The organism is Staphylococcus sp. GDY8P131P, assembly GCF_017891975.1.
Lineage (GTDB): Bacteria > Bacillota > Bacilli > Staphylococcales > Staphylococcaceae > Staphylococcus > Staphylococcus nepalensis.
The window spans coordinates 226,811-247,269 of record NZ_JAESKF010000006.1; the positions used below are offsets into that span (position 1 = coordinate 226,811).

The 20,459-nt window shown below is 33.1% G+C and carries 25 protein-coding genes; 9 read left to right on the forward strand and 16 right to left on the reverse strand.

All coding sequences use genetic code 11. The features are described 5' to 3' along the window. Window positions 1–7: 7 nt before the first annotated feature. Window positions 8–379 (reverse strand): DUF5327 family protein, encoded by a 372-nt coding sequence (locus KA894_RS06685; protein WP_096810853.1) that lies wholly within the window; start codon window positions 377–379, stop codon window positions 8–10. Between the two features lie 4 nt (window positions 380–383). Continuing rightward, on the reverse strand, window positions 384–1,040 hold the full coding sequence (locus tag KA894_RS06690; protein ID WP_119487998.1) for a uracil-DNA glycosylase: 657 nt from the start codon (window positions 1,038–1,040) through the stop codon (window positions 384–386). 316 nt (window positions 1,041–1,356) lie between these two features. Between KA894_RS06690 and thiD the strand changes: the two genes are divergently transcribed. Further along, window positions 1,357–2,187 (forward strand): bifunctional hydroxymethylpyrimidine kinase/phosphomethylpyrimidine kinase, encoded by an 831-nt coding sequence (thiD, locus tag KA894_RS06695; RefSeq protein WP_103372750.1) that lies wholly within the window; start codon window positions 1,357–1,359, stop codon window positions 2,185–2,187. Between the two features lie 387 nt (window positions 2,188–2,574). Then, complete coding sequence (gene vraX / locus KA894_RS06700; protein ID WP_096810856.1) at window positions 2,575–2,745, forward strand: C1q-binding complement inhibitor VraX; 171 nt, start codon at window positions 2,575–2,577, stop codon at window positions 2,743–2,745. A gap of 254 nt (window positions 2,746–2,999) precedes the next feature. On the opposite strand, the gene KA894_RS06705 is transcribed toward vraX, so the two are convergent. The 9 genes from KA894_RS06705 to nagB form a co-directional block, all read right to left on the reverse strand. Beyond that, a complete protein-coding gene (locus KA894_RS06705; protein WP_103372749.1) occupies window positions 3,000–3,440 on the reverse strand; it encodes an ASCH domain-containing protein in 441 nt (146 codons plus the stop codon). Window positions 3,441–3,662: 222 nt separating this feature from the next. Then, window positions 3,663–5,075 carry an MFS transporter gene (locus KA894_RS06710; RefSeq protein ID WP_210133844.1) on the reverse strand — a complete coding sequence of 471 codons (1,413 nt, stop codon included), beginning with the start codon at window positions 5,073–5,075 and terminating at the stop codon, window positions 3,663–3,665. Between the two features lie 169 nt (window positions 5,076–5,244). Further along, window positions 5,245–5,526: a hypothetical protein gene (locus KA894_RS06715; RefSeq protein ID WP_096810859.1), complete on the reverse strand. Its 282-nt coding sequence runs from the start codon at window positions 5,524–5,526 to the stop codon at window positions 5,245–5,247. A gap of 1 nt (window position 5,527) precedes the next feature. Beyond that, entirely contained in the window at window positions 5,528–5,890 is a 363-nt protein-coding gene (locus KA894_RS06720; RefSeq protein WP_210133846.1) for a hypothetical protein, read from the reverse strand. Next, window positions 5,862–7,004, reverse strand: coding sequence for a thiolase family protein (locus tag KA894_RS06725; RefSeq protein ID WP_210133848.1), 1,143 nt, complete (start codon window positions 7,002–7,004; stop codon window positions 5,862–5,864). The genes KA894_RS06720 and KA894_RS06725 overlap by 29 nt, the downstream gene beginning before the upstream one ends. After that, window positions 7,005–8,363 (reverse strand): AMP-binding protein, encoded by a 1,359-nt coding sequence (locus KA894_RS06730; RefSeq protein WP_115342387.1) that lies wholly within the window; start codon window positions 8,361–8,363, stop codon window positions 7,005–7,007. A 558-nt stretch (window positions 8,364–8,921) separates the two neighbouring features. After that, on the reverse strand, window positions 8,922–9,470 hold the full coding sequence (gene hxlB, locus KA894_RS06735; RefSeq protein ID WP_096823941.1) for a 6-phospho-3-hexuloisomerase: 549 nt from the start codon (window positions 9,468–9,470) through the stop codon (window positions 8,922–8,924). A 1-nt stretch (window position 9,471) separates the two neighbouring features. Beyond that, a complete protein-coding gene (hxlA, locus tag KA894_RS06740; protein ID WP_096810864.1) occupies window positions 9,472–10,104 on the reverse strand; it encodes a 3-hexulose-6-phosphate synthase in 633 nt (210 codons plus the stop codon). Between the two features lie 116 nt (window positions 10,105–10,220). After that, window positions 10,221–10,949 (reverse strand): glucosamine-6-phosphate deaminase, encoded by a 729-nt coding sequence (gene nagB, locus KA894_RS06745; protein WP_096810865.1) that lies wholly within the window; start codon window positions 10,947–10,949, stop codon window positions 10,221–10,223. 360 nt (window positions 10,950–11,309) lie between these two features. Between nagB and KA894_RS06750 the strand changes: the two genes are divergently transcribed. From KA894_RS06750 to KA894_RS06770, 5 genes are all read left to right on the forward strand, one after another. Further along, a complete protein-coding gene (locus KA894_RS06750; protein WP_103373392.1) occupies window positions 11,310–11,669 on the forward strand; it encodes a YojF family protein in 360 nt (119 codons plus the stop codon). A 12-nt stretch (window positions 11,670–11,681) separates the two neighbouring features. After that, on the forward strand, window positions 11,682–12,347 hold the full coding sequence (gene bshB2 / locus KA894_RS06755) for a bacillithiol biosynthesis deacetylase BshB2 (RefSeq protein WP_096810867.1): 666 nt from the start codon (window positions 11,682–11,684) through the stop codon (window positions 12,345–12,347). 14 nt (window positions 12,348–12,361) lie between these two features. Further along, complete coding sequence (gene folE2 / locus KA894_RS06760) at window positions 12,362–13,240, forward strand: GTP cyclohydrolase FolE2 (RefSeq protein WP_103373390.1); 879 nt, start codon at window positions 12,362–12,364, stop codon at window positions 13,238–13,240. 823 nt (window positions 13,241–14,063) lie between these two features. Beyond that, on the forward strand, window positions 14,064–14,879 hold the full coding sequence (locus tag KA894_RS06765; RefSeq protein WP_119487737.1) for a helix-turn-helix transcriptional regulator: 816 nt from the start codon (window positions 14,064–14,066) through the stop codon (window positions 14,877–14,879). Window positions 14,880–14,906: 27 nt separating this feature from the next. Continuing rightward, complete coding sequence (locus KA894_RS06770) at window positions 14,907–15,245, forward strand: transcriptional regulator, SarA/Rot family (protein ID WP_096810870.1); 339 nt, start codon at window positions 14,907–14,909, stop codon at window positions 15,243–15,245. 166 nt (window positions 15,246–15,411) lie between these two features. On the opposite strand, the gene KA894_RS06775 is transcribed toward KA894_RS06770, so the two are convergent. The 3 genes from KA894_RS06775 to tadA all read right to left on the reverse strand — a co-directional run bounded on the left by KA894_RS06775 (window position 15,412) and on the right by tadA (window position 17,448). Further along, a complete protein-coding gene (locus tag KA894_RS06775) occupies window positions 15,412–15,978 on the reverse strand; it encodes an NADPH-dependent FMN reductase (RefSeq protein WP_096810871.1) in 567 nt (188 codons plus the stop codon). Between the two features lie 18 nt (window positions 15,979–15,996). Next, window positions 15,997–16,869 carry an HAD family hydrolase gene (locus KA894_RS06780; RefSeq protein WP_107644006.1) on the reverse strand — a complete coding sequence of 291 codons (873 nt, stop codon included), beginning with the start codon at window positions 16,867–16,869 and terminating at the stop codon, window positions 15,997–15,999. 69 nt (window positions 16,870–16,938) lie between these two features. Further along, the gene (gene tadA, locus KA894_RS06785) at window positions 16,939–17,448 is read right to left on the reverse strand and encodes a tRNA adenosine(34) deaminase TadA (RefSeq protein ID WP_119487738.1); all 510 of its coding nucleotides are present in this window, start codon (window positions 17,446–17,448) and stop codon (window positions 16,939–16,941) included. A 64-nt stretch (window positions 17,449–17,512) separates the two neighbouring features. Between tadA and KA894_RS06790 the strand changes: the two genes are divergently transcribed. Beyond that, entirely contained in the window at window positions 17,513–18,130 is a 618-nt protein-coding gene (locus KA894_RS06790) for a deoxynucleoside kinase (protein WP_096810874.1), read from the forward strand. Further along, window positions 18,123–18,785 (forward strand): deoxynucleoside kinase, encoded by a 663-nt coding sequence (locus tag KA894_RS06795; protein ID WP_096810875.1) that lies wholly within the window; start codon window positions 18,123–18,125, stop codon window positions 18,783–18,785. The genes KA894_RS06790 and KA894_RS06795 overlap by 8 nt, the downstream gene beginning before the upstream one ends. A 452-nt stretch (window positions 18,786–19,237) precedes the next feature. On the opposite strand, the gene KA894_RS06800 is transcribed toward KA894_RS06795, so the two are convergent. Continuing rightward, a complete protein-coding gene (locus KA894_RS06800) occupies window positions 19,238–19,627 on the reverse strand; it encodes a hypothetical protein (protein ID WP_103373458.1) in 390 nt (129 codons plus the stop codon). An 81-nt stretch (window positions 19,628–19,708) separates the two neighbouring features. After that, complete coding sequence (locus KA894_RS06805) at window positions 19,709–20,398, reverse strand: HAD family hydrolase (protein ID WP_096810877.1); 690 nt, start codon at window positions 20,396–20,398, stop codon at window positions 19,709–19,711. Between the last annotated feature and the right edge of the window lie 61 nt (window positions 20,399–20,459).

Here is a 20,459-nt window from a genome sequence, read left to right on the forward strand (position 1 = left end):
TCCTTTACTAAAAATCAAAAATTGAATCACCATTACCAATTTCATCATCGGTGACTAACTTATTGGTATTTAATGAATGCTTATTATGTGTATTTTGAGCTGAGGATTGAGACACCTTTCCTCCCATCGCTTTTATTTCTTCAGGTGAAATATCTTGTTTTTTGCCAGACGCATGTTGCGTTACATTTCGTGCTGATTGAAATGATGAAGACAGCGAATACGTGTTGTCTCTATAGTGTTGCTTACTATTTGAACTAGTCACTAACGACGTTAGTGTGTGTATCGCATAAATATGCTTTTCAAATTCTGCGTCGTTCTTAGCTTCATCTGCTTGAACTAATTCTTGTTCAATAAGTTGAACAATTTTATCTTTTTCCATTTATTTATGACCCGCTTTCACACCAATTTACTGGTTCAATACCATTTTTTTGTAAATATGAATTTGCTAAAGAGTATGGCTTTGAACCAAAGAAACCACGATATGCAGACAACGGACTCGGATGTGGTGATTTAATGATATGATGCTTAGAGGTGTCAATGAGTTTAACTTTTTGTTGAGCTGGCTTTCCCCATAAAATAAACACAACATTTTTCAAATTTTCCGAAACCATTTTAATGACTTCGTCCGTAAAAATTTCCCACCCGATATTTCTATGAGAATGAGCTTGTCCTTGTCGTACAGTTAAAACCGTATTTAATAATAAAACGCCTTCTCTAGCCCAATCTTGTAAATGTGGCGATTTACGAACACATCCTATATCGTCTTCAAGTTCTTTATACATATTTCTCAATGATGGTGGAAATTTAGCGTTGGGCTGTACAGAAAACGCTAAACCGTGTGCTTGGTTAGGCCCGTGATAAGGGTCTTGACCCAAAATAACAATTTTCGCTTTTTCAAAAGGCGTAAGATCAAATGCTTGATATATATTTTCTCTATCCGGATATACTGTTTCTGTAGTATATTCATTTTCTAAAAAATGATGCATTTCGCTAAAATCATGTTCCGTAGTTATTTTTTGAAAAACATCAGACCATTCCATATAACACTTCACCTCGATTAATATAGTAACATAAAGCACTACTTTCTCGCTTGCGGGATTAGTAGTGCTTATGCATGAGCTTCTGCTCAGGCCTTCCTTTAAACACATTCTGTAAGCAAGTACAGTAAAATTTATGCATCATTTGTAAGAAACTATACTTAATTACTTCCTATTTTAATATGCAAATAGAATGTATGCAAAATAATGTAATAACTTACCCATAATGTTAATCCCAATACATTACAAACGTCGTTATTTAGAATAGTCGACAAACGTGATATGATATGATTAAAAGAAATTTTAGGAGTGAAAATTCATGGCATTGAAAAAAACATTAACCGTTGCAGGTTCAGACACAAGTGCTGGCGCAGGTATGCAAGCAGACTTAAAAACGTTCCAAGAGTTAGGAACTTACGGTATTGTTGCCTTAACATCTATTGTCACAATGGACAAAGAATCTTGGTCTCATGATGTTACACCGATACCGTTTGACGTATTTGAAAAACAATTAGAAACAGCAATTTCAATTGGTCCAGATGCTGTGAAAACAGGGATGCTAGGAACACAAGAAATAATCAAACGCGCAGGAGAAGCATATGTAGAATCAGGCGCTAATTACTTTGTAGTCGACCCAGTTATGGTATGTAAAGGCGAAAACGAAGTCTTAAATCCGGGGAATACTGATGCTATGATTGAATATTTATTGCCAAAAGCGACAGTGGTGACACCAAATTTATTTGAAGCGGGCCAACTAGCAAATTTAGGTACACTAAAATCAATTGAAGATATGAAGAAAGCTGCTGAAATTATTCATAACCAAGGTGCTAATCATGTAATCATTAAAGGCGGCAAAGCGTTAGATCAAGCCAAATCTTATGATTTATATTATGATGGTGAACATTTTTATCAATTAACTACGGATATGTTCCAACAAAGTTATAATCACGGCGCTGGTTGTACATTTGCTGCTGCCACTACAGCGTATTTAGCAAATGGTAAATCTCCAAAAGAAGCGGTCATTGCTGCTAAAGCATTTGTTGCTTCTGCAATTAAAAACGGATGGAAAATGAATGATTTCGTCGGACCAGTAGATCACGGCGCTTATAACCGTATTGAACATATAGACGTTGAAGTAACTGAAGTATAAGTTCTCACGATAAGTAAAAAAAGCTGAAGCATGGTTATAACTAACGATGCTTCAGCTTTTTTTATTGCTTCTTTCATCATACAGATTCAATCACAAATTTGTGAGAAGTGAGACTTTATATTTTTATTGTTCTCATTTACTGTCTACATCATCTTCATAGGTGAGACATTATGGATATTCCTGTCCCTATTCAAATCGTAATTATTTATACTCGTTTGTAATGTAGATAAATAATTTTTTTCTCATATTTAATTAATATATTCAAATGTTTCAGTCTCAAAACGAATCAGACTAATGTCTGATTTGAATTTGATACTACAGGCCCATGTTATTTTTTAGTATTTCTATTATTATAATAAGTGTAGAGAGACAAGGAGGTATGACATCATGATTATCTACAAACAGTCTTTTGAAAATGGTAACCCTATATATGAAATTATCACCAAGACTTTTAAAACGATTTCTGTTAAATGCGATGAAAATTTCAGCAAAAATGAATTATATAACTTACTCTCTCTACTTGAAGGTGATATCGATAACTTAGCATTAGGTTATTAATCACATTTCAATACATCGATGATTAAACAGAAATAGAAGCGCAAGCCCAAGACTAAAATTCAGAAGAAACAGAACAATGAACTCCCCTTTAGAAATATGAATCATGTATATGTAACTGTCCCATTATATATATATGAAGTAACACATCCCTTATAAACACTCACCCAGAAGCGGCACATAGTTAGGCAAAGATTGTCCCCTTTGCTTGCTTGGAGAGCAAACTCGAAGCTACCCTAACTATTGTGCCGCTTCACTTATACGTATAAAACTTTAAATTCTTCACATACCATTATTTCAGATTCATCAAAATTCAAACCTAATGACTGATAATAAGGTTCAAAAAATGCAATATGTGCTTTTTTCCAATAATTTAAGGATTTATCTCCCTCCCCTTCGAGATATGCATGACGTTCAGAAACTTCATTAAATGGCACTTGGTATATATGTGTAATTTCTATAATACATTGAGGTTCCCCAGCCTTATTTAGCACAATACTCACTTCTCCTACTTGAGGTAGTTTTTCGTTTTCAACTCTATATGAGCTATATCCACTTGTTGTAGCAGTTTTTTCACCTTTTCTAACTAACGTTGCTAATTTATCTTCATCTACGCCAAACGACCATGCTTCATATGTTTTATTTTGATATTCTGGAAATAATTCAATAAATCCTTCCCAATATTGTTCTATAGTCATGTTTTCTTCCCCTTTTATTATGTATGATTAATAATTTATTTAAAAATAACATAACAAAAAGTAGGACAAAAACCTAATTTTTAATGTAGACTTTTGTCCCTTTTATTCAAAATATTAAAAAAAATGATACGAACTATTTTATATCCACCCAAACATTTTTAATAACAAAAAGTGAGACATTTAATTTATTATGCCTCACTTTTTTCTTTCATTTATATCAGTTTATTTATGTTTATCGTTTGCCCACCACAATGCTTCATTAGGGTGATTAGTGTAATAGTCGTGCGCTTCATCACTTTGTACATTGGGATAAGAGCCTTTCAGCGATTTACCAGCTGTACTGACATGTAACAACGAAATGACAATAACGCCCACTACACTCATTGCTGCTAAGTAATAAGCTGGCGAAAGCGGGTCTCCTGTTTTTGCAACTAGTGAAGATGCTATTAACGGTGTGGTGCCACCAAACAGTGAAACTGACACATTAAATGTTACTGCTAACGTTCTATACCTAATATGTGTGTAGAACATAGTTGGTAATGAACCCGGCATCGTTCCTTCATACGTAGATAAGAAAAAGCCTAAAATGAATATACCTAACACAATTAAGATTAATGAACTTGATTGAAACAGTGAAAATGCCACAGTGCTGAAAATAGCTGTACCAATTAATCCAATCAAGAAAACTTTTTTCTCTCCAATTCGATCTGCAACCCTACCAAATGTTAAAGCTAATGGTATCATAAACGCCATAACAAGCGTTATAAGCACAGACACTGTTGTACTATCTAATTTAATAATCTGTTGTAAATAAGATGGCATATACGAAGTTACCATGTAATTCGTACAATTAAAGAATGCAACAGCTACGAAACACACAATAATATCTTTGTAATAATACCGTACAATGGTGAAGAGTCCAATATTATCACGCTTAGGTTGTGTTGCAATTTCATTTTCATATACAGGTGACTCTTCTAATTTTCTTCTTAAATAAAAACCAAATATACCTAAAAACAGTCCTAAAATAAATGGAATTCTCCAACCCCATGTTGTCATTTGTTCATCATTTAAAAAGAAAAATAGCAAGCCGCTTAAAACTGAAGCAGCGATATAACCAGATAGTGTACCGATTTCTAATCCTGAGCCAAGTGTATTTCTTGTTTTATCTGGTGAAGATTCTGCAACGTATACCATGGCACCTGCATACTCTCCGCCCGTAGAAAAACCTTGAAGTACCCTACCTAATAAAAGCAAAATGGGAGCCCAAACACCTATTTGATCATAAGTGGGTAATAAACCAATCAGCAATGTAGAAAATGCCATCATAATAATGGTTGTCGTCAAAACGACTTTCCTGCCAAATTTATCACCAATCATACCAAATATAATACCGCCTACAGGCCTTAATAAAAAAGCAATTGCAAATGTGGCAAATATGAATATCGTTTTAAGTTGATCATTTTCGACTGAACTAAAAAAGTTTTGTCCTAAGATAACTGCTAAATAGGAATAAAGTCCAAAATCGAACCATTCCATAGCATTACCTATGCCAGTCGCAAAAACAGTTTTTTTAGCGGTCCTGGGATTTACTTTGTTTATATTACGTTCATCGAAATCCTTTTCATAATCCATGACTATGTCACTCCCTTAACATGTTAACTTATTATACTTAGTTAAGTGAGTATGTCAAATTGATTCATAGTTTTTTATTTTCAATTTTTAATTTTTATACAAAAATCGGAAACATCTTTTAAAATAATAAAATTTATTTTATCCTTAAATTTTTTATCATTTTCTATAATTAATAAACAGCGCCTAATTCATTCTTCAAAACAATAATCTTAACTTTATCGTTTTGATTTTTTATAACTAATTTGTTTTTATTTTCAAAGTCAAACTTAATAAATTCATATACCTCAACTACTTCAACATAATTCACTTTATAGGATGCCCAGTTGAGTTTGTTGTGCACCAATGCAATCTGAACAATCATTTGGCCGGGCGCAATATACTGATGTATAGGATTTACATCGTTAACAAGAGATAAATATGTCTCTATTTGTTTTGGTAATATCTCTATCATTTTATACCCTCTCCAAAAATGTTTGTTTAATATATATACATTTCACTCTATTTTTATTTATTTTCATTTCAAAAACATATTTGACAAATTGTCTTACCCTTTTCTGCTCAATCAATGATAATTGAACATCGTAAGTCATCTCAGTTTTCAAGGCATGTAAATATTCTATTTCTGTTGATTTCAATAACAGATTACGTGCAATAAATGGTTGGAACAATTCAAATTCAGGCCACAAACTTGCGCAATATAATGGCGATATGAAGGTTTCTAACTTTTGCTCAAATAATGGATTATAAGCAACGACGTCGCCTTTATGAAATACCATTTGTTTGTCTTCATGACCATCTTTCAAATAATGTTGCATTGCCCATACCTCCTCCAATGCCCATTGTAGCTATTGTTCTATATTTATGTTGCATATAAAATAACCTAGCAACAAGTGCAGGGCCACTTGCACCATAAGGGTGCCCAGTTGCAATCGCACCACCATAGATGTTTAACTTTTCATCTGAAATGTGCAATGCCTTTTGGCTCGCTAATACTTGGGAGGCAAATGCTTCATTCAATTCAACTGCATCAATATCTTTTACAGAAAATGCTTGTTTGGCTAACAAATTTTTTACAGCAGGCACGGGTCCTATGCCCAATACATTTGGGTCTACTCCGGTGCTTACATGATCAACAAATGCTAAACCAGTATGTAATCCGTATGATTCAGCCACTGATTTTTCCATTACCAACAATAATACGGCGCCGTCGTTTTTCATACAACAATTACCAGCAGTGATAGTTCCATTTACTAATAATGGCTTTAAACGACTCAAGACGCGTTGATTTAACTGTGGTTTAATACTCTCATCATATTGAAATATGCCCCCCTTTATCTTAAATGGTAGTATTTCTTGGGGAATAAGGTTTTGATTATATGCTTCAATCGTTTTTTGATGACTTTGCCACGCAAAGGTATCTTGTTCAATTCGAGATATATCGTATTGTTCAGCTACATTTTCGGCCGCTTGTATCATAGAAGGATCTTGGGATTCTGGTGCGAATGGTGCTCTTTCGTAAAATTCCGGCAGATGTGTATCATAGAGAGATTGAGGGCGTTTGATTTTCCAAGGTGCTCTACTTGTACTTTCTACACCGCCCGCAATATATACTGTGCCAGCCCCTGCTTGAACCATTCTGCAAGCTTGATTCACTGCTTCTAACCCTGAACCACATTGGCGATCAATTGTCATACCTGGTATTTGGTGCTTGAGTCCTGCTTCCAATAATGCTTTCCGAGCTATATTACCACCGTTTCCTACCACATTTCCTAATATAACATCATCGACATTGTCCATAATGCTGGTATAGTGTGTATTAAAATAGCTAAATAATGGTTTCAATAACCCTTCTGGCTCTATATGTCTCATTTTACCACCATATTTTCCAAATGCAGTACGTTTGGCTGCAACGATAACTGCTTCTTTCATTTACAATTCTCCCTTTAAATAATATTGTTTCATATGACTACGCGCAATTTTACCACTTTGCGTATACAACATTCGTTTAACTTTAAATATTTTAGAAGGAATTTGATATCGAGCTAAACGTTGCATCATTAATGATTTAAAGTACTTATAGGTCACTTCTTCATCCCCTGTATACAGTAATACAGCAATTTCTCCAAATTTTGAATGTGTTTCATTTATGACGATTACTTCATCAAATATATGTAATTGTTGTGCACTGTTTTCAATTTCAGAAGGATAAACATTGCGTCCACCAATAATCATACGGTCATGTTTTCTACCGCGTAAGTATAAATAGCCATTGTTATCATAAAAAGCGAAGTCACCTGTTTCAATCCAAGTATAGTAACATATCCCTTCTTCAACATAACCACTAAAAGCCAATTCACTTTGTATCTTTAATACACCTATGCCTAATTCATCAGGCTGATCAACATTCATTTTTACACTTTGGAATAATTTTCCAACTGATTCTGATGGTGCGCTATTATTAAAGTTATAACTTATAAAACTAGCTTCTGATGTCCCAAAGAATTCTATTAAATCACTATTAGGAAAAAATGTGTTAACCCGTTGACGATGATATAATGTCAGTTTATCTCCCGTACTCAAAATATAATGATTTCCTTTTATACATATTTGAGTTGAAAGACAAGCTTGTATCATCGTCGGAACTAGAAAACAAGCTATATTGTCTAGTCTCCCTTGTATATTTTTCATTATATTTTCAGCGTCAAAATATTGTTGCCCAATAAAAGCTCTTCCTGTATATAAAGCGTAAATACAAGCATATAATGATAACGAGTGTGATAAAGGCCCAGGTGCAATGATGGTACCAATTGCCCTTTCGAATAATTGCTCATTTTCAATAAATGACTTAACCCAAGATTTTTCTCCTCTATAATAGGCTTTTGGTATCCCAGTCGTTCCAGATGTAAAACCAATATGCAATAAGTCTTCATTAAAGTCCAATTTATCATTGTTGGCTTTAGTATGTATTAAGTGATGGTCTTCATACATCAAATAAGGGATTCCATATTTTTCTACTAAATTATTAATCTGTTCTTTCGTCCATCGATAATCAAAAACACACGGGACACAACCCCTTTTTAATAATGCTAAATATAAGGAAATTGTGGTTTGGGGGTTTTGAATAACCAATCCAACAAAGCTATGTTTGGGTATAGACCAAAATAATGTGCTTTTTATTTTCATGTCATTTTCTAATTCAGCATAAGTCATATGTTGTGCATTAAATGTCAGTGCTATGTGATGTGGTTGAGTTCTAGCTTGATTTTCCACTTTTTCTAAAATCTCCAACGTTATGACAACTCCCTTTGTTAACTTTTATACAAAATATATTAACATTTAATATATAAGATGCTATAACAAAAACACTTGGGTTTTAAATGACAAGTTTATCCCAAAAATTTAAAAGTTTCTCAAACTTTTTATCATTTATACCTTAAAAGTTTAAAAAATAGATAGAAAATGGGTAATAATCCCATTTTTTTCAAATAAAGAGAACAAATGAAATACCAATAAAAACAAGATAATTTGCTAAAGATACGTTGTGGTCCAATATGAACTATTGCCTTATTTATATGCTTTATTGATAAATGCTCTTTTATTTGAATTAGCTCATACAAAATAGGTAAGTTTCAGTCGTTTTATCTACTGAATTTAGCATACATGTTCATTCTGTATAACAATGTAGTATCTAGGTTTGTTATATGGTTGCTTTTAATTTGTATATCTACACATTTAACCATTAGCGAAAAAAATGGAGAAGAAATCTAATTTTTAATAAGATTTCTTCTCCGTCCTATTGTATAAATCACATACGATTATCGTAATCAATGTAAGAAATGTTAACTATTATTCTAAATTAGCATGATTTCGTTGCATTGTTTCTTCATCGACTTTAAGTTCTTTCATTAAATCAAGTACGATACTGTCTAGAAAAACTTGTGCAGCTTGTTCGAAAAGGCTTCCTAAGGGTTGTGATGATCCCTCTGCGTCATACTTTGTTCCAGCAGGCAATTCTATCACTGTATTAGCAAGTGCTCCAATAGCTGAACTTGGGTTTGTGGATAATAACACAACTTCTGCATCTACCGACTTAGCTTTTTCCACTAATAATCTCAAATGTTCCGTTGAACCTGAGCCTGAAATAACGATAAACAAATCATTTTCAGTAATCGAAGGTGTTGTCGATTCACCAATAACGTAGGCGTATTTTCCAAGCTGGTTCAAGCGCATCGCAAAGCTATTCGCTACAAACCCTGAACGTCCTTTGCCTGCTACAAATACATGATTTGCTTTAATCACTTGTGATAAAAACGCCTGTGCCTCACTATCTCTCACGTGTGAAAGTGTATGATCTAATTCATCTAAGATTAAACGATAATTTGTAATTTCAGTCATACTATCTGCCTTCAATCGCATCTTTACATTGTTTTGCAGCTGCTACTGGATCGTCTGCATTTGCGATACCGCCGCCAACGACAACTAAATCTGGCTCTTCTGCCACTACTTCCTTAATTGTATCAGGTTTAATACCACCAATTACTGCTACTTTAGAGTTTGTAATTACTGACTTCACCTGGCGTAAACTTTCCAATGGAGACTTGCCTTCAGCTTGTAAGTCATAACCAGTATGCACTGCGATATAATCTGCGCCTAATTCATCAAGTTCTTTAGCACGTTTTTGTAAATCTTGCACTGCAATCATATCCACTAATAATTCTTTATCATTTTTATGTGCTTCTTCTACTGCAGCTTTGATTGATGCATCTTCTGCAACTCCTAAAATAGTAACGACGTCAGCACCAAATTTAACCGCTTGGCTCACTTCATAATCTGCCGCATCCATAATTTTAAGGTCAGCTAACACTTTAACACCATCAATATTATCATTTAAATGTTGTACCGCTGGCAAACCTTCATTAATAACGATTGGCGTACCAATTTCTACGATATCTACATAATCTTTAACTTTATTTGCAAGCTCTGTAGCTTGCTCTTTATTTAATAAATCAATTGCTAGTTGTAATTCCAATATGATCATCCCTTCTTGAATTAATTATAGCCATGATATACATGAGCTAATTTACTTTATTTAAAAACTTACACATATACATGTTTACCCATTCAGAGATGATTTAAACTGAAAGTTTAAAAGCGTGGTGCCGCTTCATCGTCTACATAAATTTCTACATCTGGATGTGCGTGTAAAATTGTAGCAGGTACTTGTTTATCCACTTCATTTTTCGCTAATTGTTCTATTGCTGCCCTTTTTTTCTCGCCAAAAGCCAATAAAATAATTCTTTTTGCTTTCAAAATAGAAGCTAGACCCATTGACACAGCTTGTTTTGGCACTTCATCTTCATTATCAAAATAACGACTATTCGCGTTAATTGTACTTTCAGTCAAATTAACGACTTGAGTCGTACTATTCATATCTGTACCTGGCTCGTTAAAGCCGATATGACCATTTTCCCCAATACCTAAAATTTGAATATCTACTGGTCCTTGTTGGTTGATTAAATCTTCATATCTTTTAGTTTCCGCTGCTAAGTCATCTGCGTCACCGTTCGGGACATGAATCAAAGATTGCGTAAAATATGGATAACGCTCAAATAAAATATCATTCATATAACGGTGATAACTTTGTTCATGTGATGCCGACAATCCGACATATTCATCTAAATTAAATGTTTCGATACCTGAAACATCTAATTGGTTCTTTTTGAGCAAATCTACTAAAAATGCATACACATCAACCATAGTTCCACCTGTAGCTAAGCCTAATTTACTGTGTGATTGTTGGCTCATTTGTTTAAATAATTCACATGCAACATAAAATGAAGCATAGTCACGGGATCCTAAATTTGTAATTTTCATTTACCGTTGCCCTCCTTATGTCATTGATTTTTGTTTGCAACAAATAAAACATTATTATACTTCTTATTATACGTTTTTTCTATATTTTTTACAGAAAATGAATCCCCAATAATTTCCCATTATAAATTTTAAGCTCAAAATACCAAATGAGCAGACTGATACATTTTTCAAGGCTTTTTTAGTAAAATAGAAAGATAATCAAAATATTACGTACAAATCTAAGATAAAATTCATTTTTCAGGTAGAAAATGTGTTTAAGTCAGTTTACACTAAAGGTTAGACTGATTATTTTCAATGACACTTGTTTAAAACAATTGATATCATAAAAGTTTTGGGGTTTGGAATCAAGGAGGCAAAAGTTTGGAACAAATAATTGATGAAAAAGTACAAACATTACTATCTTCATATGAAGATAAACCTGTGTATTTACATGTCGAAACGACTAACGGCGCATACGCTGCTCACTTTGACCAACGTGTATTTAACGCAGGCACTTTTTTAAGAAACATTCAAGTAACTTTTGAACATGCACAGCTTAAAGGCGGCAATAAAGACCCGTATCGCGTAGGATTAAAATTGAAAGATGGCGGTTGGGTCTATGTGCAAGGTTTAACACATTATGAAATAAATGAGCATGGTGAGCTTCTATTAGCTGGCTTTAATTATGAAGGACAATTGGCGGCAGCATTAGAAATAAGTACTCAACCATTTAACGCATAAGGAGGATGAATCATGACAGAGGAGAGCCATGTATTAGTTATTTTTCCACATCCAGATGATGAATCATTCTCATCTGCAGGCACATTAGCACGTTATATAGATAACGGCGTACCAGTCACATACGCTTGTTTAACACTAGGTCAAATGGGACGAAATTTAGGTAATCCACCATTTGCCACACGTGAATCTTTACCAGATATTCGTGAAAAAGAATTAGAGAATGCAATGGAAGCAATTGGTATAACTGATTTACGTAAAATGGGTTTGCGTGACAAAACGGTAGAATTTGAACCACATGATGAAATGGACGAGATGATAAAATCATTAATCGATGAATTAAACCCATCAGTGATCATTTCATTCTATCCTCAATTCGCAGTGCATCCTGACCATGAAGCTACTGCAGAAGCAGTTGTTAGAACTGTTGGACGCATGAAAGCAGCGGAAAGACCCCGTCTACAACTTGTTGCATTTAGTAATGACGCACCCGAAAAATTAGGTGAACCAGACATTCTAAATGAGATCAGTGATTATAAAGAGGTTAAACTTCGTGCATTTGAAGCGCACGCATCTCAAACAGGGCCATTTTTGAAACAACTTGCTACACCTGATGTATCTGGAGAAGCGCAAAGCTTTTTAGAAGTTGAACCTTATTGGACTTATAACTTTGAATCTTAAGTGGAGGCAATATCATGACAGAATTTGATTTATCAACTCGAGAAGGTCGATGGAAACATTTTGGCTCTGTTGACCCAATCGAAGGGACAAAACCAACCGTTAAAGAAGAAATGAAAGATTTACAAAGCACAAACAAAAATTTCTTGTTTGAAATTGAAGAAGTAGGTATTAAAAATCTTGTATATCCGGTATTAGTAGATCGTTTTCAAACAGCTGGAAATTTCAGTTTTTCAACAAGTCTTAATCAAGATGAAAAAGGTATTAACATGAGTCGTATCTTAGAAAGTGTTGAAAAGCATTATGACAATGGTATTGAATTAGATTTCGATTCTTTATATCGTCTTTTACGAAGTTTGCAAGAACGCATGGAACAAAACGCTGCCGGACTTGATGTATCAGCTAAATGGTTCTTTGATCGTCATAGCCCAATTACAAATATTAAAGCTGTAGGTCATGCAGATGTAACTTATGGTATGGCTATAGATAAAGAAAACGTTACACGTAAAGAAATTACACTTCAAGTCGCAGTGACAACACTTTGCCCTTGCTCAAAAGAAATCAGCGAATACTCAGCACACAACCAACGTGGTATTGTAACTGTTAAAGCTTATTTAAGTAAAGACGCTAATTTAACAGATGATTATAAAGAAAAAATCTTAGATGCCATGGAAGCCAATGCAAGCTCCATACTTTACCCTATATTAAAACGTCCAGATGAAAAAAGTGTTACAGAACACGCTTATGAAAACCCTAGATTTGTCGAAGACTTAATCCGTCTGATTGCTGCAGATTTAGTCGATTTTGATTGGATTGAAGGTTTTGACATTGAATGTAGAAATGAAGAATCAATTCATCAACATGATGCTTTTGCAAAATTAAAATACAGAAGATAACGCTATGAAATAAAATGGATGATAAGTGGAAAATATTTTTAGAGTCGACTATATCGACTCATATTATTATGCATCAATAACGATATATGAAAAGTAACGCTTTAGAAGACATCATTTTTATAGACTATCAGAGACCCAGCTGGGTCTCTTTTTTTATTTAATGCATTGCAATATTAAATATAAGGTTTAAAATTTTATAGCAAATATCCCAAAATGACACCTTATTATAAAATATTAATAACCATAACTCTATTTACAATGAGTAACAATATGAACTATATATGTCTTACTAAAAATAAACGTCCCACCCATATAAACATACTTAAATAAGACTACTTTGAACAACAATTATAAGCGGCGTAGGATATTTTTAGATAATATGTATCTTCAAATTGGGAATTTTTGGAATACCAACATAGGGTTTCTATTTTTATTGTAGTGTACGCCAACAGTTAAATTTAAAATTTCAACTGTTGAGACTTGACTCCTTTTGAACAGAAAAACATTTTAATTTTGTATACGGATATGGGTGCCCCATTTCTTAACCCTTATTTAATCTACTTTCAAAATATTTTGTCAATGTAAATATTGCACTATATAAATTAATTTTTCTCCCAATCATTAATCAAATGTATAATAGTAAAATTTTAATGGTTCATTTAAAAATATTACTACTAAATACGTCCATATATAACTAATTATAAAATATTGTGTATTAACTGTTAAATTTTATTAATGTTCTATATACAATTTTCATATTAAAATAATGACTGTAGTAGTTTGAAATTAATTTTTATTTGATGTAAGTGGTGAAAAAGACAAAATGGATTACAATTTAAATATATATTATACTACGCATGCCCCGCTTAACCAATTAAGCAAACGACACTGCTTCAATATTTTTTTAATATTAGAAGGCACTTTAATCATTTTAAAAAACAATACTTTTCATCATTTTAAAGTGGGCGATATATTTCATATCCACGACTACGAATGCGTTAAACATATCTCTTTTAATGGCACTTTAATTTGCTTATCTATCAATAATTTTTATTATTATCAGTGCAGCTCTCACCAAAACGATAAAAATAATACATATATCCCAGAGAAATACGATTTACACATCCAATTTTCCGATATGATTAAGGCGATTCAACATAAATCCAACCACCGTTTTAATCAATCCATCAATCGATTAATCAAAAGTATTTATGTTTTAGATTATGGCGCTTCTCAATACACTGAAATTCAAAATAATTATAAACATCGTTTAATTAAAGACGTGGTTCATTATGTAAACACACATTTAACCACGAAAGTCTCTTGCCAACAAATCGCTAATCAATTTTTTGTAAATAATAGTTTTTTATCAAGAGAATTTTCAGCATTGATGGGTTGCAAACTATCTAACTATATAACGTCTTCTAAAATCCACGCTTCCATTTGTGATTTACTTGAAGACGATCAATTAAATACAATACAACAGCGTTATGGTTTTCGTACTCAAGATGATTATTGCTATCTTTTTAAACGTTTTATAGGTTATCAACCTTCTGAGATTCATAAGTATAGAAACCCATGGCGTGATATCCAACACATAACATTCGATTTCAATCATCGTTATCAAACTAAGGTGTAAATGTCATTTTAAAAAGGGTGTGATAATATGAACACAATTATTTATGAAGAAAAAAGAGGTCTCATAAATAAAGTAGTAAAACAGAATTTGAACCTTACTATATCTGAGATTATTATTTTAGATAAATTACGCTACCTTAATAAACGCAAAATGAATGCATTAGATTTAAAGAAACAATTACAAGTTCAAAACTCACCTATCTCTATGCAAATCAACCATTTCATAGAACTCAATCTTTTAAAAAAATCAAGAGACCAATACGATGAAAGATGTATCTACTTACACGACATCGACTTAGAAAAAATCAAACACATTATTGAACAATACCATTTAATTGTTGATTCAATGCTTCATTCGTCATCTTAATTAACATACCAAAAAGGAGAGCATATAAAATGAATCGTCATTAAAAATGACTTTGATTTTATATGCTCTCCTTTAAAAACTTGATTATTTTCCATAAAAAAATAGATATGCTATTATCCGTTTTAATATCACTGCAACCTAATGCGTAATGGATATGCTATACGTGCTATTTCAAGTGTTCATATGGACTATTATTCGCAAAAGCAATGATTTGCTCCACAAATAATCTCGCGCGTAATTGAAATTCTTCATTATCTAAATAATATGTAGCATCATCCAATTTATTATAATCCGTATCATGCGTCGCAATTTGTGTTGGCACTGCAATACCAAGTAACGAACGTACAATCAGACGTAAATGGGATAGTGGTTCAGCACTTACAATGCCACCACTGTTCCCTATTAAGCCAACTGGTTTCATTTTAAAGTCATCCATCGTTAAATGGTCTAGTGCGTTTTTTAAAATACCAGAATACGACCCATGATAATTTGGTGTACCTAAAACAAAGAAATCTGCTTCTCTAGCTTTAGTTTGTAGCATTTTCAAGTTATTTTTATATACTTCGCTTGGCTTAGATACGCCAGAAACATCAAGTTGATGAATGGGTTGCTCTGCCAGATCAAATATTTCCGCTTCAAAAGATTGGTCTTTAAAATGACCTTTCAAATAATGAGCCAGTGCATTAGTATGAGAGCCCATTTTAGCACTACCAACAATGATTAATCCTTTCATTCCCTCTTTCACCTCATGCTATATTTTGTTGTTTTCTTTAAGTAACGTCATAATTGCTTTTCCTACACCACTTTGTTCATTAGAATCTGTTTGGTATTTCGCAATCGCTTTGACTTCTGGCGCTGCATTATCCATAGCGACTGAATAGCCGACACGCTCTAACATAGATACATCATTCATGTTATCACCAATCGCCATAACATTTTCCATATCAATATTCAGGCGTTCTGCAATCGTGTTTAATGCGATGCCTTTTTGAGCATCTGAATGTGTAATTTCAATATTCCCTCTAGAAGAAGAAGAAACTGCTAAACTTCCAGATTGCGCTAAAATTTCACTAACTCGATCAATTTTTTCTAAATCACTATCAAATGCTAATATTTTCATGACGATTTCACCTGGAGTATCCTCAATTTTGTCGTAATTATCAACAACTTTTAAAGTCCCGTTATCTATACGTTTTTGAATACCACTTTTTATTTTTTCAACATCAGCCTCTTGGCCCGCGCGTTGAGCGATATCAATATAAATTTCTAAGTCACGTAATGGGTTTTCTGTGTAAATACCCAAATTAGTATATACTTGGTAAAAAATATTTTCTTTATTTAGTTCATCAGTAATTCGATTAATGAGTTCTCTATTTAAATTTGAAGTACTCATAATATTAAATGATTCATCTCGTACTTCTGCACCATTCAAACATATATAGGGCACTTTTAAATCAGTTTGATTGATTGGTGCATTGGCTTCATAAAATGCACGCCCAGTAGCGATAACTACCGTAATACCGTGTGATTGTGCATATTTGATAGCTCGAATATTTTCATCTGATATTTCGTGCGCAGCGTTCAATAATGTACCATCCATGTCTGTTGCAATTAAATTTATCATTTATTTACCCCGTTTCATCTATATCTCAAAATTACACATCTATCATTTGCCACAATTTTGTAACACATTTCATATTCTACCAAATGTTTCATTATTTGTATTATCCTCTGTTCGTATGAGTTTTTTCTTTTGTCTAATATCTTTAAAAAATACTTTTAACAATTCACTACATTCTTCTTCTAATATGCCGGTTTTAACGTTTGCTCGATGGTTAAATCTAGATTCCTGTAAGAGGTCCATAAGACTCCCTGCACAGCCACCTTTTGGGTCCTTTGCTCCGTATATGACTTCAGGAATACGACTCATCACTATAGAACCTGAACACATTACACAAGGTTCCAAAGTAATGTAAAGTTTACACCCTTCTAATCTCCAACTTTTAAGATATTGAGATGCCTTTTGAATAGCGATATGTTCAGCATGTGCTGTAGGGTTTTGAGTACTTTCTCGCAAATTGTGTGCTCGTGAAATCACTTCTCCATCTCTCACAATAATTGCTCCAATCGGTACTTCTCCGATATTGGCAGCCTTTTTAGCCTCTTCAATCGCTATTTTCATATAAAATTGGTCAGTTAACATGTGTCTATCACCTCACATATGGTACAATATTTATTGTCTATTTTAACATTGGAGCGGTAAAAACATGAAAAAACAATTTATTGCTGTAGAAGGCCCGATTGGCGTCGGTAAATCTTCGTTAGCACATAAACTTAGCCAAACTTTTAATTATTATGAAGAAAAAGAAATTGTAAACGAAAACCCCTTTTTATCTGATTTCTATGAAGATATCTCCAAGTGGAGCTTCCAAACAGAAATGTTCTTTTTATGCAATCGTTATAAACAATTTCAAGATCTTGCATCAATTTCTACTGGCATCGTCAGTGACTATCATATTTATAAAAATAAAATATTTGCAAATAACACTTTAACTCCTACTGAATTTAGCAAGTTTTCAAGAATTTATGATATTTTAACTGAAGACTTAGAAATGCCTAATATCATCATCTTTTTAGATGCTGATTTAGAAGTTTTAAAAAAACGTATTGCATTACGTAATCGTAGTTTCGAACACCAGATCGAAGATGACTATTTGCTTAATCTAAAACGAGATTACAATGCCTATTATAGTTCATTAGAAGCAGACGGCGAGCGCGTTATTCACATAGATACAACTGATTTAGACTTTATGAAACAAGAAAATGATTATAACTATATATTAAACTTAGTGAAACCATTGATCGGAGGAAATGAGCATGAATAAATACGGTATACCTCAAGATGCTGTAATTACAATCGCTGGTACAGTCGGCGTTGGTAAATCTACATTAACCAAGGCATTAGCTAAAAGGTTGAATTTCAGAACATCTTTTGAAAATGTAGACCAAAATCCTTATCTAGATAAATTTTATAATGACTTTGAACGTTGGAGCTTTCATTTACAAATTTACTTTTTAGCGGAACGTTTTAAAGAACAAAAACGTATGTTTGAATACGGTGGCGGCTTTATCCAAGATCGCTCTATCTATGAAGACGTGGACATCTTTGCTAAAATGCATGAAGAACAAGGCACTATGAGCCCAGAGGACTTCAATACGTATTCAGAATTATTTAATGCAATGGTCATGACTCCTTACTTCCCTAAACCAGATGTGCTTATCTACTTAGAATGTGACTATGACGAAGTCATTGATCGTATTAAACAACGTGGCCGTCAAATGGAAATTGAAACGGATCCTGAATATTGGCAGAAATTATTTCAACGTTATGAAGATTGGATTAGTGAATTCAATGCTTGTCCAGTCGTTAGAGTAAATATCAATGAGTATGATTTACATTCAAATCCCGAATCGTTAAACCCAGTGATTGATAAGATCCGTCATATCATTGATACTTATCGTAGTGTTGACCAACGCTAGTTTGGTTAATTAAACACATCCGACAGCTATTCACAATTCGGATTCAAATATGTTATAAACCATAGCTAACGTAATACAGATGTATATTGATTTTATAGTTTCTAACGCTCTTTGCCAATACTTGGTGAGAGAAGCAGAAACCATATTTTTATAAAATAATTTTGTTGTTCTACTTTGGCAAAAATGACTAGAAAAAATATAAACGCTGCTAAGATTGCGAGCTACAATTCATATGTAGTGTGCTATTAGAGCCCAGTAGACTACATAAACTTAGACTCATGCATAAGTGCTACTAAGCTTCGTAAATGAAGAAGTAGCACTTTATTATATTTTCATTTCAGCCATCTGCTGCTGATATCATAAGCAATGTCAAAACATTGCTTATTTTTGAACCTCTTTTTATTTAAACAGCGTAAATATGCTATAACTGATGCAAAAGCATAGACTTGCATTTACTCTATATGATTTCTATAAATAATTTTTTCTATTTCATCTTCATCAACGTATTTACTAAAATAATATTCATCTGTTTGACTGAGTCCAAATGCACTTGCTTTATCTTCGTCTTCTGTGCCTATATACAATTGGCCATCCACGTCTTGGTACAAGTCAAATATGGCACCACTATATCTCGCTTCTTGATAGAGTTCATACAATTCATCAATATCATCTCTTGCTACATGTTTGTAATATAAAGTGTGCGTCGTGTGACGATTGGTTTGCGCTTCAAAACCAAATGCCGTCGCTTGTTCATCTTCAGTTACTAATAACACTTCATTACTTACGATTTCTACAACTTTATAAATTTCTCCGCGATAATCTGCATATTTCCCATCAATCATTCAATCACCCCCATACGTTTCAAATAAAAAAATCATAATATACGTTACGTATATTATGACATATTTTATATACCTATCCTATTATTTTAATACATCTACAATATCATTTACATTGTCAAAAATGTAATCTGCTTTAGCAAATTCTTCTTCTAACCCAACGCCTGTTAAAACCGCAATTTTTAAGCCTAATTGTGCATTTACACCTGTTTGAATATCGTTAGCAGTATCCCCGACAATAGCAACATCTTTAGGATCTACTTCATATCTATAAAATAGCGAATTGAGTACTTCTGGGTTTGGTTTTTCTACTGCATCTGCTTCTGTAGAAATTACAATATCAAAAAAACGCTCAAATTGTGTATATTCTAAAAATTGTTCTACGCCCTTTTTAGAATCGCTTGTAACAATCCCCATTTTATAGCCTCTTTGTTGAAGTGTTTCTAAAGTTTCGTTAATTCCTTCTACTAATACATTTTCTGGGACTCTATTATCAACAAGTGTTTGGCTCCTTTGTTGTGCCCACTGCGTCACATCTTGATTTGCAATTTTACAAAATGCTTTAACCATCTCGTCTAATGCGCCCGATGCCATAATTGTCCCAGGTTGTATTTCACCGTCTACTACACCTAAATATGCATAACTTTCATCAATATTATTAATATCTTCTTTATATTTTTCCATAAAATCTTCTACTAATTGTAGTCCTATTTTCATCCAACTACGATCAAAATAGATAATTGTGCCATCTTTATCAAATAATATCCATTTCATGTTCTGAACAGCTCCTATGTATTAACAGTATGTATAATCTAATCTGCTTGTTTATTTTAAT

Excerpts from the sequence above, each read along its gene's own strand:
- KA894_RS06775 (WP_096810871.1), bottom strand. The coding sequence starts at position 15,978 with ATGAAAGGATTAATCATTGTTGGTAGTGCTAAAATGGGCTCTCATACT.
- KA894_RS06770 (WP_096810870.1), top strand. The coding sequence starts at position 14,907 with ATGAACACAATTATTTATGAAGAAAAAAGAGGTCTCATAAATAAAGTA.
- bshB2 (WP_096810867.1), top strand. The coding sequence starts at position 11,682 with ATGACAGAGGAGAGCCATGTATTAGTTATTTTTCCACATCCAGATGAT.
- KA894_RS06725 (WP_210133848.1), bottom strand. The coding sequence starts at position 7,004 with ATGAAAGAAGCAGTTATCGTTGCAGCCAAACGTACTGCATTTGGAAAA.
- KA894_RS06800 (WP_103373458.1), bottom strand. The coding sequence starts at position 19,627 with ATGATTGATGGGAAATATGCAGATTATCGCGGAGAAATTTATAAAGTT.
- KA894_RS06795 (WP_096810875.1), top strand. The coding sequence starts at position 18,123 with ATGAATAAATACGGTATACCTCAAGATGCTGTAATTACAATCGCTGGT.
- KA894_RS06710 (WP_210133844.1), bottom strand. The coding sequence starts at position 5,075 with ATGGATTATGAAAAGGATTTCGATGAACGTAATATAAACAAAGTAAAT.
- KA894_RS06690 (WP_119487998.1), bottom strand. The coding sequence starts at position 1,040 with ATGGAATGGTCTGATGTTTTTCAAAAAATAACTACGGAACATGATTTT.
- KA894_RS06685 (WP_096810853.1), bottom strand. The coding sequence starts at position 379 with ATGGAAAAAGATAAAATTGTTCAACTTATTGAACAAGAATTAGTTCAA.
- KA894_RS06765 (WP_119487737.1), top strand. The coding sequence starts at position 14,064 with ATGGATTACAATTTAAATATATATTATACTACGCATGCCCCGCTTAAC.
- KA894_RS06715 (WP_096810859.1), bottom strand. The coding sequence starts at position 5,526 with ATGATAGAGATATTACCAAAACAAATAGAGACATATTTATCTCTTGTT.
- nagB (WP_096810865.1), bottom strand. The coding sequence starts at position 10,949 with ATGAAAATTACAAATTTAGGATCCCGTGACTATGCTTCATTTTATGTT.
- KA894_RS06720 (WP_210133846.1), bottom strand. The coding sequence starts at position 5,890 with ATGCAACATTATTTGAAAGATGGTCATGAAGACAAACAAATGGTATTT.
- tadA (WP_119487738.1), bottom strand. The coding sequence starts at position 17,448 with ATGTTAACTGACCAATTTTATATGAAAATAGCGATTGAAGAGGCTAAA.
- KA894_RS06780 (WP_107644006.1), bottom strand. The coding sequence starts at position 16,869 with ATGATAAATTTAATTGCAACAGACATGGATGGTACATTATTGAACGCT.
- KA894_RS06705 (WP_103372749.1), bottom strand. The coding sequence starts at position 3,440 with ATGACTATAGAACAATATTGGGAAGGATTTATTGAATTATTTCCAGAA.
- folE2 (WP_103373390.1), top strand. The coding sequence starts at position 12,362 with ATGACAGAATTTGATTTATCAACTCGAGAAGGTCGATGGAAACATTTT.
- thiD (WP_103372750.1), top strand. The coding sequence starts at position 1,357 with ATGGCATTGAAAAAAACATTAACCGTTGCAGGTTCAGACACAAGTGCT.
- hxlB (WP_096823941.1), bottom strand. The coding sequence starts at position 9,470 with ATGACTGAAATTACAAATTATCGTTTAATCTTAGATGAATTAGATCAT.
- KA894_RS06805 (WP_096810877.1), bottom strand. The coding sequence starts at position 20,398 with ATGAAATGGATATTATTTGATAAAGATGGCACAATTATCTATTTTGAT.
- vraX (WP_096810856.1), top strand. The coding sequence starts at position 2,575 with ATGATTATCTACAAACAGTCTTTTGAAAATGGTAACCCTATATATGAA.
- KA894_RS06790 (WP_096810874.1), top strand. The coding sequence starts at position 17,513 with ATGAAAAAACAATTTATTGCTGTAGAAGGCCCGATTGGCGTCGGTAAA.